Origin of the sequence: Actinomadura sp. NPDC048394, from assembly GCF_040651755.1 — a bacterium.
Classification (GTDB): domain Bacteria; phylum Actinomycetota; class Actinomycetes; order Streptosporangiales; family Streptosporangiaceae; genus Spirillospora; species Spirillospora montaniterrae.
In genome coordinates, this window is the sequence record NZ_JBEZJL010000048.1 from 67,585 (window position 1) to 81,178 (window position 13,594).

Sequence of the window (13,594 nt, forward strand, 5' to 3'; positions counted from 1 at the left end):
AAGCGGTGTCATCGCAGGTCAGCGGCCGGTCATGGGCAACCATTTCTTTGGCCTCTCTTGGGTGCCGGGCGCCCGTCGCGAGGACTGAATCCGGTCCTGCGGGTGATTACCTCACCTGCGGGAGGTCGGGTGTACGGACGGCGCACATGGTCCATACGGGTGCGGATGACCGTGATTGCCGGGACGGTCTCCGCCCTCATCTGCGCCGTGCTCATCGCCATGATCGTCGTCGGGGTGCGCGGCCGCGCCACCGAGTACAAGCGCAACCAGGCGCTGTCCGCGGCGATGAAGGTCGCCGAGGAGTTCCGCCGCCGCCCGGTGCGCGGCGTCGTCGGCGCGCCGCACGGCATCGCCGTCCAGGTGCTGGACCCGCGGAACACCGTGGTCGCCGGGACGCCGGGCCACGTGGCCGGGCCGCCGATGGCCACGTTCCGGCCGGGCGCCGCGACCGGCTTCAAGGACGCCCAGGTGCTCTGCCCGCCGGCCGGCCTGCGCGGCTGCCACTGGGTGATCGACTTCACCGTCCGGCTGCCGTCCGGGGAGTGGCAGGTGTACGCCGCCGCGCCGAACGTGCCGTGGTTCGTCAGCGGCGGCCTGATCACCTTCGTGATCAGCGTGGGCCTGCTGCTGGTGCTGATGGTCGGCCTGCGGACGTGGCGGACCGTCGACCGGACCCTCGCGCCCGTCGACGGGATCCGCCGCGAGCTGACCGAGATCACCGCGAGCAAGTCGGGGCGCCGGGTCACCGTGCCGGAGAACCGGGACGAGATCCGGATGCTCGCCGAGGCCGTCAACGCGACCCTCGACCGGCTGGACGCCGCGCTCGCCCGGCAGCGCGGCTTCACCTCCGACGCCTCGCACGACCTGCGCAGCCCGATCGCCGCCGCGCGCACACAGCTGGAGGAGGCGCTGCTGTACGCCGACGACACCGACTGGCCCCGGACCGCCCGGACCGTCCTGCAGACCCTCGACCGGCTGCAGGCGATCGTCACGGACCTGCTGCAGCTCGCCCGGCTGGACGCCGGCGCCTGGCAGGACACCGAGACGATCGACCTCGCCGCCCTGGTCACCATCGAGCTGGCCCGGTCGGACCGCAGCAAGCGGATCGTCCCGGACCTGCAGGAGGGCGTGCAGCTGCGCGGCGACCGGCTGCGGCTGGTCCGGCTGTTCACGAACCTGCTGGACAACGCCGAGCGGCACGCCGAGTCGCGGGTCGACATCACCGTCCGGGACGACGACGGCGTCGCGGTCCTGGAGGTGCGGGACGACGGCGCCGGCATCGCGCCGGAGGACCGCGAGGTCGTCTTCCAGCGGTTCGCGCGGCTCAAGGACGGCAAGGCCCGCGACGCCAACGGCACCGGCCTCGGCCTCCCGATCGCCCGCGAGATCGCCAAGGCGCACGGCGGCACGCTGAACGTCGAGGACAGCGACCGCGGCGCCCGGTTCGTCCTCCGCATCCCGCGCGAGTCGTGACCGGCGCCGCGGCGTCCGCCGTCGCGCCGGTCGCCGTCGCGGCGTCCGTCGGCGCGGCGTTCGCCGTGGCGCCGGTCAGTCGCGGGGGCCGGTGTCCGCGACCCGGATCCAGCCCTTGAGCCGCGACTCCTTCACCCGGGAGGTGAACGGCGCGTACCGGGCGGCGTCGTGGCCGGGCGCGTGCGCGAGCACCGTCTCGTACAGGAACGCGGACGCGACGAAGGCGAGGTCGGCGCGGGTCTCGGCGAGGCGCTGCCGGAGCGGGCGGGCGTCCAGCAGCCGGGCCGCGTGGATCACCGAGGAGCCGGACACGCCCTGCGGGTCGGCGGTCACCGGGCCGACGTGCAATGCCACCCGCAGCTGGATGCGGACGGCCTCCTGCGCGGTCCGGTTATGGCGGCGCAGCGACGCGGCGAGCCGCGCGACGACCGGCTCGACGGCGGCGGCGGGCGTCTCGGGCGGGACGACGATCAGGGCGCCGTCGCCGCGGTCCTCGCGGTGGCACTCGTCCCACGGGACGCCCGCTTCCGCGAACGCCTCCCACAGCAGCTCGTACATGATCCGGCGCATCTCGAGCCGGTCCATGTCGGTGCGGTACGGCGCGCTGAAGGACGCTATGTCGACGAACATGATGGAGCACATGTGGCCCGTCCACGGACGCCGTGCTGGAGGCTCCTTAACGGCGGTGGCGTACGCACCCCCAGGAAGGGCCCTGCTCTGCACGGGTGGCGTGGTCTGCGCGTAGGACGGGGTTAGGCGCAGAGGGGGCTCCGCCGCGCGCGCGGCGTAGGGGGACAGGACACCGTCGTCGTCGTACGGGGTGATGGCGGCGTAGGCGCTCGTCCCGGTGTAGGGGTCGAGCGGGGCCGCGGCGGCGCGGGCGTGCTCCTGCGATGGGAACACGCGCTCGGTCAGCCGGTCGTACACCTCCTTCTCCACCAGGGCGACCACCCGTGTGTGCGCGGTCAGGTACGCGGCGAACTCCTGGGTGGACATCCGCAGGGCGCGGACGGTGTCGACCGCGACGACGGTCGCCGACCGGCGCCGCAGCAGCAGCGCGGCGCGCTCGCCGATGATGTCGCCGGGGCCGCGGAACGCGACGATGCGCTCGCCGCCGTCCCGGTCGACGCAGATCCGCACGGCGCCGGAGCGGATCACGAGGAGGTGGTCGGCGGCGTCGCCCTCGCGCCACAGCACTTCGCCGAGCGGGTACACGACGTCGTGCGCGGCGGCGAGGAACCCGGCCTGCTCCAGCGGCGCGAGCGAGGCCCAGAACCCGGACCGCACGGGCGGCCGTGACCCGGCCGCCTGGGGAGGCCGCGACCCTGCGGCTTCGGAAGGCAGCGGCCTGGCGGCTTCGGGAGGCCGCGGCCCGGCCGTCCCGGGAGCGGCTGTTCCTGGAGGCAGGGGGCCGGTCGCTCCGTCGGCCTCGGGCCGCGCCGTGGAGCCCGCCGTGCGGTCGGCCGCCGGGCGCGGGGCGGGGCGCGGCGCCTCGGCCGTCGCGGGCCGGGGGACGGCGCCCGCCACGGCGCGGAGGGCGGCGGCCGTCGAGTAGGCCTCCGCGTCGGGGTCGTGCAGGTGCGTGCGACCGTCCATCACCACCCCCGCCTCGGGACGGCCCGGCCGGCGGCGGCCGGGCGCGGGCTCCACGACGGGAGGGACGGGACGCGGGCGCCCGGGAAACGGGGAGAATGCCGGTGAATGGGGAGAAGGACAATGGTCGTGGGACGATTCTGCTTTTCTGACATGTCGGTGAACCCCATGCCTCGAAAACGCGTCTCCGGGCGGGTCGAGCCATTGCGTCCTTCGCGCCGGGGGGCGCCGGCGGCGGACGGGCCGATGCCGAAGTCGCGTTCACCTATGGCCCATGCCGCGTGATCGCGGTTAGACTGGGGGCGTCCGCGGAGCACATTTCACCAGGTCAGTGCGGTGTTCCCGCCATCTGTGCAGGAGGGCCCGCAGACCCGGTGCGAGGTGCCCGGCGGTGCCGAGGAGTCGCCTCCCGCCTTCCGGTCGATCGTCTTGGCTCGCAACCGGTGATCGTCCGAAGGTGGGGGCGACTCTTTCTGTTCTTCTGGAATTACCGAAAAGCGCCTTCTCTGGATCGCCTCCCCGCGGGCCCGCCCGGTGGCCGCTGCCCGAGCCGCCGGGTCGTGCGATTCCGTTCCCGGTCCCGTCCACCGGGCCGCCGCGGTGCCCCCGCCGCGTGTTCACCCTGTGTCAGGATCGTGTCCGTTCTGAGGTAGCAACCCGCCCTCTTGCGCGACGGTTGCTGCTATTCTGCTACCTAGCACATTACAACATAGTCTACCGACATACAGCACGCCGAAACCTGCTGATCGTCCGGAATCCCGGGTAATCGCGGACTCCGGACCTTGACACCGCCGCTCGACGGGCGGTCAGGTGTCGGCGTGTCGACATGCGTCCTGACATCTTGCGCCTTGCCAGGTAGCATGCAGTGAGGTGGCGACAACTACGCAGAGTGAGCCGTCATATGACCAGTGACCAGGGGCCCATCGTCCAGAGCGCGCTACTGCGCACCGAGCTCGTCCGCCTCCGCAAGGAGAAGGGGCTGACGCAGGAGCAGGTGGTCCGGCAGCTCGAATGGTCCCCGTCCAAGCTCATCCGGGTCGAGGGCGGGAAGAACGCCATCACCCGCACCGACCTCCAGGCCCTGCTCAACGTCTACGACGTGACCTCGGAGGGCCGCCAGGAGCGGCTGCAGGCGCTGGCGCGGGGCGCGCGCGAGCCCGCCTGGTGGAACGCCTACCGCGGCGAGTTCGACCCCAACTTCCTCAACTACGTGGGGTACGCCGCCGGCGCCGCCTACATCCGGCACTTCCACGGCTCGGTGATCCCCGGCCTCCTGCAGACCCGCGAGTACGCGGAGGTCCTCTCCACCGGCAAGGTGTCGCAGCAGGCGAGCGCGCTCGGCGTGAAGCTGCGCATGCAGCGCAAGGAGGAGCTGGCCAAGCGCCAGCACCCGCCGCGGCAGCTCTACATCGTGGACGAGGCGGTCATCCGCCGCCATGTCGGGATCAAGGTCGACCCGGGCATCATGCCCAACCAGCTGCGCAGCATCGCGGACGCCGCGGAGTCCGACGACCTGCTCACCGTCCGGATCATCCCGTTCAGCGCCGGGGCGCACCTCGGCCTCGAAGGGCCGTTCACCCTCCTGGAGTTCGACGGCGACCTCGACGACGTGCTGTTCCTGGAGGGCCGGTCGGGCTCCAGCGCGATGATCACCGGTGAGGACGACCGGATCACCGAGTACCGCGACACCTTCGAGGTGCTGCTGGAGGACGCGCTCCCGGCCGAGCAGTCCATCGCCCTGCTCCGCCGGACCGCCGAGGAGCTGATGGCCTGATCGGCCCTTTCCGATGGGGCGAATCGACCGCGAGGGGAGGTGACGCCGTTCCGGCCCTTCTCCAAGCCGAGTGGCCTTCATAGCACGCAGAGTGATCTTGTGTTCCCTTGTAGGCGGGATAACTGGAACCGTTTACACTCGTGATCGGGAAAATTTCCACAAGGTCGTGGTTCGTCGTGCCCTGCTTGGCTCACGCCGGCGGACGCTCCCGGCCTGGTCGGCCGACGAGGCGGCACCGCCGGCACCGGATGGAGGGTTGCTGGATGGTCTATCGGTCGCTTCGGGGGGAGGCGCTGAACTGGCGCAAGGGCAGCAGGAGCCAGTCCGGGAGTGACTGCGTCGAGGTGGCGGCGGCCGGTCCCGCCGTGCTGATCCGCGATTCCCGCGCTCCCGCCGCCGGAATGCTCACGCTCGATTCCGCACAGTGGCGCACCCTGCTGCGCGCCGCCCGGAACGGCGAACTGGACGGCCGCTGAGTCACGCGACTCATTCTCACCGCTTCTCGCGATAATTGTCGTCCGCCACAATCGGCGGCCGCCTTTAACGGCGGATTCCGACAACGCGGTAACGCGCCGCCGCCCCCCTGGGCGGCCGCCGTCGCCGCCGGGCGTCCGGGACGTCCGGCGGCCGACCCTGAGGCGCCCCTGACCGCACCCTGAACCGTCCCTGGTCCCCCTGCCGCGCGCCGGGAGCGCGGCCTAGCGTGATCTTGCGGTCCGGGGCCGCCGGGCGCTCCCCGGCCGTCCCGGACGATCGTCCGCCCGCTCGGCGGAGCCTCCTCGACGTCCATCCCGGAAGGACATCCATGCAGCGCAAGCACAGGCGTATCGCCATGGGCGCGGCTGCGGCGGGCATCGTGCTCGCCGGCGCGGCCGTCCCGCTGGCACCGCCGTCGGCGAACGCGGCGCCCGCCCCCGCTCCTCCCCCCGCCGGCACCGGCATTGACTGGAAGGCGTGCGGCGACGACGGCAAGGCGCAGTGCGCGACCCTGCGGCTCCCCGTCGACTGGGCCCACCCGGACGGCCCGACGTTCGGCCTGGCCATCGCCCGCCGCAAGGCCCTCGACCCGGCCGCCCGCATCGGCACGCTGGTCTTCGGCCCGGGCGGTCCCGGCGACTCCGGCGTCCAGCGGATCACCACGGGCATCAGCCGGTTCAGCGAGCGGATCCGGCGGCGCTTCGACATCGTGAGCTTCGACCCGCGCGGCATCGGCGCCAGCAACCCCGTGACGTGCTCGGCCGCGCTCCTCGCCGAACGTCCCGACCCGAACATCGCGAGCCGCGAGGACTTCGACGCGACGCTCGCCTACAACAAGCGGCTCAGGGACGACTGCCGCGAGCGCACCGGACCGCTGTACGACCACGCCGACACGATGAGCACCGTCCGTGATGTGGACGCCATACGTGCCGCCCTAGGCGAGACCAAGCTGAGCTTCCATGGCAGCTCCTACGGGACGCTTCTGGGCGCGGAGTACGCCGAGACGTATCCGGGCCGTGTGCGCGCGATGGTGCTGGAAAGCGTCATCGACCACAACGTCCGGTCGGCCCGGCCGTTCCTCGACGCGGAGATGGGTGCCGCGCAGGACTCCTTCGACCAGTTCGCCGAGTGGTGCGACCGGACGGCGAGCTGCGCGCTGCACGGCCGGGACGTCCGAGCCGTCCTGCGCGACCTGCGGGAACGCGCCGCGCGCGGGGTGCTCCCGGACCCGCAGACCCCAGGGCGCGCGCTGACGGAGTTCGAGCTGCTCGTGGTGACGTACAAGCAGTTCTACGGGCCCGACTGGGCGAAGCTCGCGTCGCTGCTGTCCGCGCTGGAGGCGAGCGAGCCCGTCCAGCCCGTCCCGGCGAAACCAGCCGAGGGAACCGGGACGGACAACTTCACCGCGCAGTTCTGCTCCGACTGGAACCTGCCGGTCCGCGACTACGGCGACTTCGCGCGGCTCTCGCGGCGCAGCGAACGGATCGCGCCCGACATGCACGGCACCCGCCCGGTCATGGCCCTCACGGCGTGCCTCGGCTGGCCGAAGCCCGTCGCGAACCCGCAGCACCGGCTCAAGGTGCGCACCACTGCGCCGATCATGATGCTGAACGCGGTCCACGACCCCGCCACTCCGTACGCGTGGGCGCGGAGCGTCGCACGCCAGATCGGCCCGAAGGCGACCCTGCTCACCTATGCGGGCTCCGGCCACGGCGTCTACAACAGCGGCCCGTGCACGCGCGACGCGATCGACCGCTACCTGATCTCGGTGAAGACGCCCGCGCGCGGCGCGGTGTGCCCCGCCGTGCCTCAGTAGAGGAACGGCAGCGCGACGCCCTCGGCGCCGGTGAGGTCGCGGCCGTCCGTCCGGCCCATGAGCCACGCGAGCAGGGACGACGCCGGTCCGGACACCACGGTCTCGCCCCCGCCGTAGGCGTCGCCCGTGTCGGTGGCGAGGACACGCAGCCGCGGCGCCTCGTCGCGGCGGGCATAGGACGCGACGATGTTCGGGAGCCTCCGGGCGACGTACTCCGCGGGCCAGTCGGCCGGCCCGAACCCGGCGTCGAGGTCGACGTGGTGGGTGAGCACCTCGGTGAGCCGCGAGTCGGTCGCCCGCGCGACGGGGTGCCGGGCACCCGACGTCCACTGGACGACCCGCTCCCACGCGTCGTCCGGCATCGCCTCGTACGCCTCGGCCCACCGGTCCGCGCTGTCGCGGACGTCCGCGACGAGGACGGCGGCGGGACGTCCGGCGCCCTCCTCGATCTCGGCGGCGCGCGCCTCCACGCTCGGGTACTCGCGCGTCTCGACGCCGGTGCGCGCCCAGGTCAGCAGGCGGGTGCCGCCGTCGGCGTTGCGCGCGACGTGGGTCAGCACGTGGCCGCGCGTCCAGCCGGGCAGCAGCGACGGCGCGCGCATGTCCGCCTCGCCGAGCCGGGCGGCGGACGCGAGCAGGCCGCGGGTCGCCGCGGTGATCGCTTCGAGCGGTTCGACGCGGGTCATGCACGATCCTCTCGACGGGGGACGGGTGACCACCTGAGGACGGCGGTCACCAGGGGCGAACGAGCGGCGGTCACCGGGGAAGCGGCGGTCGTGACCGGGGAAGGGCGGCCCTCACCAGGGGAGGGGGTGCCCGTCGCGGAAGAAGCCGCCGGTCGGGCCGCCGTCGGGCAGCGTCGCGGCCCACACGACGCTCGCCGCGCCGTCGGCGACGGGACGTCCGCCGGGGCCGCCCATGTCGGTCGCGACCCAGCCCGGGCAGACCGCGTTCACCAGGATCCCGTCGGCCCGCAGCTCGGCCGCGAACATCCTGGTCAGCGCATTGAGCGCGACCTTGGACGCGGTGTAGGCGGGCGTGCCGGACCCCATCCCCGCCAGCGACGCGGCCTCGCTGGACACGTTGACGATCCGGCCGTGCGCGCTGCGCCGCAGCGCCGGCAGCAGCGCCTGCGTCAGCCGCCACGGCCCGTACAGGTTGGTCTCCGCCGCGTCCCGGACGACGTCGAGGTCCGCGTCCGACGGCCGCTGCCAGGTGTCGTAGGTGATCGCGGCGTTGTTCACCAGCACGTCCAGCCGCCCGATCTCGGCGGCGACGCGGTCGACGTCCGCGGTGGACGTCACGTCCAGCCGGACCGGCGTCGCGCCCGCCTCCTTCGCGGCGCGCGCGGCGGCGTCGGGGTCGCGCGCCCCGAGCAGCACCTCGTGCCCGCGCTCCGCGAGCTGCCGGCACACCTCCAGGCCGATGCCCCGGTTCCCACCGGTGACCAGCGAGACCGTCACGCCCATCGCCTCCCCCGAACGGATACGCCCATGATCACGCTTATCGGGGGCGCGCGTCCACCGGAGTTCGCGGGCGCCGTCTCAGCGGGCGCCGTCTCAGCGGGCGCCGTCTCGGCAGGCGCCGTCAGCGGACGCCGCGGGGGCGGAACTGGACGCTGATCCTCGGGCCGACCGCGCGGGTGCTCTTCGGGATCGCGTGGTCCCAGGTCCGCTGGCAGCTGCCGCCCATCACGATCAGGTCGCCGTGGCCCAACTCCCGGCGGATCGCCGGACCGCCGCCGCGCGGACGCAGCAGCAGTGGACGCGGCGCGCCGACCGACAGGATCGCGACCATCGTGTCCGCGCTCGCGCCGCGCCCGATCCGGTCGCCGTGCCAGGCGACGGAGTCGCGGCCGTCCCGGTAGAGGCAGAGCCCGGCCGTCCGGAACGGCTCGCCCAGCTCCGCCTCATAGTGCGCGTTCAGCGCGGCCTTCGCCGCGTCCAGGACGGGGTCGGGCAGCTCGGCGCCCTCGTCATAGAACGACAGCAGGCGCGGCACGTCCACGACGCGGTCGTACATCCGCCTGCTCTCCGCCCGCCACCGGACGGACGCGTGCAGCCGCTCGAACAGCGCGTCCGCGCCGGGGATCCAGGCGGGCAGCACGTCGATCCAGGCGCCGTGGGCCAGCCGCGTCCGGCGCGCCTCGCTCAGCGGGCGGGGGCCGGTCTCGTCGGCGCGGTCCAGCAGCGAGCCTTGGAACATGCCCCCACTCTACCCCGGCGAGTCAAACACATGTTCGATCAGCTGTGGTACATCGCGTCGCAGAACACCAACCCGGAGCTCGGGTCCTTCTTCTGCACCGGCTTGCCGTCGACGAGGACCTCGCAGCCGAGGAACGCCGTCGGCGACGCCGCCGCGCCGCTGATCGACAGCGCCGCCGTCGGCTGGCGGCCGGTGTCCGGCATCGGGAACTCCTTGTGCCACGGCAGTTTCACGTTCTTCAGCGTCACCGACTTGCTGTTCACCGGGTCGTTGTAGACGACCTGCATCGCCGCCCCGCCGGACCCCCACACCACGTACTTCACCTGGTGGACGATGCCCGTGTCGGCCTTCCCCACGTCCGGGATCCGCTGCAGCACCAGCGCCGCCAGCGCGGCCAGCATCCCCTTCGGGTCCTTGTCCGGATGCTGCGGCACCTCGGACAGGACGATCCCGACGATCAGCCCGCCGCGCCGCGCCTCCACCTCGTACTCGGACGGGCTGCCGCCCAGCGTCGAGTAGTCGAACCAGCTCTCGTCCGCGCCCTGCACCACGTTCGACGCGAGCACCGACGGCTTGCCCTTCAACCGGTCCTTGTGGTCGTCCAGCCCCTGCTTGAACGCGATCTTCGCGCCCTGCGCGCTCTTCTGCAGGCTCAGATTCAGCTGGTCGCCCAGCATGTACGTGCAGTAGACGGCGTTGGAACCGTCCTGCGCGGGGCCCGCGTCCTCCTGCGGCATGCGCTGGTGGCCGTACTTCGCGTAGTCGGCGTCCGTCAGCAGCCCGCACATCTTCGCCGTCAGCCGCCCGTTCTCCGGCTGCGGCCAGCCCCCGGCCGGCGCGGTCGCCTGCGCCGCCGGTTTCAGCGGCGGCTTCCCGGCCCCCGAGGCCTTGTCCTTGCCGCCCCCGTCGCCGCACCCGGACAGGGCGAGCGCCAGCGCGCCGCCTGCCGCGATCGTCCTGATTGCACACCCTCGGTTCACGGCGCAGACCCTAGGCGGCCGTGCTTACACCCGGCTTACAGCCGGCTACGGCTCCTTGGCACTCGCCGGTCACGGAGTGTCAGACCCCCTGCATAACCTGCACGGGTGACGGAACGACTGCCGCGCCCGGTCAGGGCGCTCATCGGCGTGCGCGTGATCAACCAGCTCGGCGCGTACGTGATGTCGTTCCTGGCCGTGCTCGCCGGCCCGGACCTCGCCTCGGCGGCCCTCGCCGTCTTCGGCGTCGCCGCGCTCGCCTCCCGCTGGATCGGCGGGATGCTCCTCGACCGGCTCGCGCCGCGCACCGTCGTCGTGCTCGGCCTCGCGTCCACCGGCGCCGCGCTGCTCGTCCTCGCGCTCGCGCACGGGCCGCCGCAGACCCTCGGCGCCGTCGCGCTCGTCGGCCTCGCCTTCGAACTCTGCGAGCCCGCCACCCAGGAGGCGCTCGCCCGCGCCGCCCCCGCCGGCCGGCACGGCGACGTCTACGGCCTGCTCGGCACGTCCCTCGTCGCGGCCGGAGCCGTCGGCGGGCTGCTCGCCGCCGTCCTGCTGCCGCTCGGCGCCCGCTGGCTCGCGGTCGTGGACGCGGCGACCTGCCTCGCCGCTGCCGCCGTCGCCCTGGCGTTCCTGCCGCGCGAACCCGTCCGGCCGCCCGTGCGGGACGCGGCGTGGCGGCCGTCCCGGCGGCTCGTCCGGCTGACCCTCGCCGGGACCGCGTTCGCCGCCGGCTACCTCGCCGTCCTGATGTACATGCCGTTCGTGCTGCTCCAGCGCGGCGCGCCCGCCTGGCTGCCCGGTCTCGTGCTGACCGGCGCCGCCGTCCTCGCCCCGCTGACCGGCCGCCTCGGCCGCCGCGCCCTGGACCGGCTGCCCCACGAACGCGTCCTCGCCGCCGGCACCGGCGCCCTCGCGTTCGCGGCCCTGGTCCTGGCCGTCGGACGGGCCGTCCCGGTCACCGTCGCCGCGTACCTCGCCTGGGCCGTCGCCGACAGCGTCCTCCAAGGCCGGTGGCAGGCCCTGATCGCCTCGATCGCGCCGGAGGCGGAACGGCCCCGCTGGTTCGCGTTCTTCGGCTCGTCATGGGGCGTCGCGCAGCCCGCCGTCCCCGGCCTCGCCGCCCTGGCCGGCGGCGCCATGCCGGTCGCGGCGGTCGCCTTTCTCGCCGTCCCGCTGACCCTGCGCCGTCCCAAGCCCGACCCGGCGCCCGACCCTGGCCCGGCGCCCGTCGCCGCCAAGCCGGCCGCCGTTCCCGAAGCCGTCCCCGACCCGTCCTGAGACCGGCCGGGCGGCTGCGGCGTCGACTCAGGTGTTCAGGGAGGAGACCTGGCGGCGCGGCTTGCGCTGCAACCCGCCGCCCTGCGCGCCGCCGCGCCGCGACCGCCGCCCGCCCGCGGCGTCCGCGCGGCTGTCCTGCGCGTTGTCGCGCTGCGCGCCCCGGCTCGCCTTCTCAGCGGACGAGGCACTCGCCGAGGCTGCCCGGCCGCCCTGCCGCGCCCCGCCACTCTGACGGCGCGAACCCCGACCGGACGCAACGTCCGCCGAGGCCACGCGCCCGTCCCGCGCGTCGTTGCTCTGACGGCGCGAGCTTCGGCCGGACGCGACGTCCGTTGAAGTCGCGCGGCCGTCCTGCGCGTTGCTGCTGTGACGGCGCGAACCTGAGGCGACGGCCGTCGAAGTTGCGCGGGCGTCCTGTCGTGCTTCGCCGGTGCCGCTGCGACGGCGCGAGGTTCGGCTCGGGGGCTGTTCGGTGTTGCGCTGCTGGGCGGGGTTCTGCGCGGCGGGCCGGGCCGGCGGCGTGCGGGCGCCGGTGATGCGGGCCAGCTCGCCGTCGCCGGGGCGCACCTCGGTGATGCGCGGGGTGATGCCCGCCTTGGCCATCAGGTCGGCCATCTCCCGGCGCTGGTCGGGCAGGACGAGCGTGACCACGGTCCCCGGACGTCCCGCGCGGGCGGTGCGTCCGCCGCGGTGCAGGTAGTCCTTGTGGTCGGCGGGCGGGTCGACGTTGACGACGAGGTCGAGGTCGTCGATGTGGATGCCGCGGGCGGCGACGTTCGTCGCGACCAGCACGGTGACGTCCTCGTTGTGGAAGCCCTCCAGCGCCCGGTTGCGCTGCGACTGGGACTTGCCGCCGTGCAGCGCGGCGGCGCGGACGCCGCGCGCGGCCAGCTTGCGGACGAGCCGGTCCGCGCCGTGCTTCTTGCCGACGAACATGATCACCCGGCCGTCGCGGGCCGCGATGTGGGCGGTCGTGTCCTGCTTGTCGTCGTCGGCGACGTGCAGGACGTGGTGCTCCATCGCGGTGACCGCGCCCGCCGCCGGGTCGACCGAGTGGGTGACCGGGTCGTCGAGGAACCCGCGGACGAGCTTGTCGACGTTGCGGTCGAGCGTCGCGGAGAACAGCATCCGCTGCCCGCCGGGCGGGGTCTGCTCGAGGAGCCGGGTGACCTGCGGCAGGAAGCCCATGTCGGTCATCTGGTCGGCCTCGTCCAGCACGGAGGTCCGCACCTCGCCGAGCCGGCAGTCGCCGCGTTCGACGAGGTCGGCGAGCCGCCCGGGGGTGGCGATCAGGACGTCGACGCCGCGCTTGAGGGCGTTCGCCTGGCGGGAGATCGGCATGCCGCCGACCACGGTCGCCGTCCGCAGGCCCACGGCGTCCGCGTACGGCGCGAGCGCGTCGGTGACCTGCTGGGCGAGTTCGCGGGTGGGGACGAGGACGAGCGCGAGCGGCGCGCGCGGCTCGGCGCGGCGGCCGGCGGTGCGGGTCAGCACCGCGAGCCCGAAGGCGAGGGTCTTGCCCGAGCCGGTGCGGCCGCGTCCGAGGACGTCCCGTCCCGCGATGGCGTCCGGCAGCGTCGCGGCCTGGATGGGGAACGGGTCCGTCACGCCCTGGGCGGCCAGCGCGGCGAGGAGCCGCGGCGGCATCGGCAGGTCGGCGAACGCCGCGACCGGCGGCAGCGCCGGGGTGCGGGTCTCCGGGAGCGCGAACTCGGTGTCCTGCCGCGCGTTCGCGGCCTTCGCCGGACGGCGGCGTCCGGCGGAACGCGACCGGGACGGGCCGCCGCGCGCGCTCGGACGGCCGGCATGGTGCATGGTCATGTGAAACCTTCCTCGGAAGCGGTGCGTCCCGAGGAAGAGCTCCGCCTGCGCGACCGTGCGCGGCGGCGCGGCGAAGAGCTAACAAGAACGAACCGTGCGCGCGGCCGTGCCGCGCGCTGTGAAACGGGGGCGGGCCCCCTGGGAGCGTCGTGCGGCGGCGGGCTCGCCCGGGGGGCGCGC

Annotated in this window: 10 protein-coding genes and 1 pseudogene; 5 read left to right on the forward strand and 6 right to left on the reverse strand. The window is 74.0% G+C overall.

What is annotated here, in order from left to right:
- The first annotated feature begins 165 nt into the window (after positions 1-165).
- On the forward strand, positions 166-1,473 hold the full coding sequence (locus AB0C78_RS31280) for a HAMP domain-containing sensor histidine kinase (RefSeq protein WP_360754798.1): 1,308 nt from the start codon (positions 166-168) through the stop codon (positions 1,471-1,473).
- Between the two features lie 75 nt (positions 1,474-1,548).
- Here AB0C78_RS31280 and AB0C78_RS31285 read toward each other — a convergent pair whose 3' ends face one another.
- Entirely contained in the window at positions 1,549-3,069 is a 1,521-nt protein-coding gene (locus AB0C78_RS31285; protein WP_360754800.1) for a cyclic nucleotide-binding domain-containing protein, read from the reverse strand.
- A gap of 898 nt (positions 3,070-3,967) precedes the next feature.
- Between AB0C78_RS31285 and AB0C78_RS31290 the strand changes: the two genes are divergently transcribed.
- From AB0C78_RS31290 to AB0C78_RS31300, 3 genes are all read left to right on the forward strand, one after another.
- Positions 3,968-4,840: a helix-turn-helix transcriptional regulator gene (locus tag AB0C78_RS31290; protein WP_360754803.1), complete on the forward strand. Its 873-nt coding sequence runs from the start codon at positions 3,968-3,970 to the stop codon at positions 4,838-4,840.
- A 263-nt stretch (positions 4,841-5,103) separates the two neighbouring features.
- Positions 5,104-5,316 carry a DUF397 domain-containing protein gene (locus tag AB0C78_RS31295; protein WP_151546663.1) on the forward strand — a complete coding sequence of 71 codons (213 nt, stop codon included), beginning with the start codon at positions 5,104-5,106 and terminating at the stop codon, positions 5,314-5,316.
- Positions 5,317-5,645: 329 nt separating this feature from the next.
- A complete protein-coding gene (locus tag AB0C78_RS31300) occupies positions 5,646-7,133 on the forward strand; it encodes an alpha/beta hydrolase (protein WP_360754805.1) in 1,488 nt (495 codons plus the stop codon).
- On the opposite strand, the gene AB0C78_RS31305 is transcribed toward AB0C78_RS31300, so the two are convergent.
- The 4 genes from AB0C78_RS31305 to AB0C78_RS31320 form a co-directional block, all read right to left on the reverse strand.
- Positions 7,127-7,819: a maleylpyruvate isomerase family mycothiol-dependent enzyme gene (locus tag AB0C78_RS31305; RefSeq protein ID WP_360754807.1), complete on the reverse strand. Its 693-nt coding sequence runs from the start codon at positions 7,817-7,819 to the stop codon at positions 7,127-7,129. The two genes, AB0C78_RS31300 and AB0C78_RS31305, sit on opposite strands and share 7 nt — an antisense overlap.
- A gap of 111 nt (positions 7,820-7,930) precedes the next feature.
- Positions 7,931-8,602 carry an SDR family NAD(P)-dependent oxidoreductase gene (locus AB0C78_RS31310; protein ID WP_360754809.1) on the reverse strand — a complete coding sequence of 224 codons (672 nt, stop codon included), beginning with the start codon at positions 8,600-8,602 and terminating at the stop codon, positions 7,931-7,933.
- Between the two features lie 118 nt (positions 8,603-8,720).
- A complete protein-coding gene (locus AB0C78_RS31315) occupies positions 8,721-9,338 on the reverse strand; it encodes an alpha-ketoglutarate-dependent dioxygenase AlkB (protein ID WP_360754812.1) in 618 nt (205 codons plus the stop codon).
- A 38-nt stretch (positions 9,339-9,376) separates the two neighbouring features.
- Positions 9,377-10,318 carry an MmpS family transport accessory protein gene (locus tag AB0C78_RS31320; RefSeq protein WP_360754814.1) on the reverse strand — a complete coding sequence of 314 codons (942 nt, stop codon included), beginning with the start codon at positions 10,316-10,318 and terminating at the stop codon, positions 9,377-9,379.
- Between the two features lie 105 nt (positions 10,319-10,423).
- Between AB0C78_RS31320 and AB0C78_RS31325 the strand changes: the two genes are divergently transcribed.
- The gene (locus AB0C78_RS31325) at positions 10,424-11,593 is read left to right on the forward strand and encodes an MFS transporter (RefSeq protein WP_360754816.1); all 1,170 of its coding nucleotides are present in this window, start codon (positions 10,424-10,426) and stop codon (positions 11,591-11,593) included.
- A gap of 516 nt (positions 11,594-12,109) precedes the next feature.
- Here the strand turns inward: AB0C78_RS31325 and AB0C78_RS31330 are convergent.
- A pseudogene (locus tag AB0C78_RS31330) lies at positions 12,110-13,408 on the reverse strand (DEAD/DEAH box helicase); the annotation flags it as partial.
- Positions 13,409-13,594: the final 186 nt, after the last annotated feature.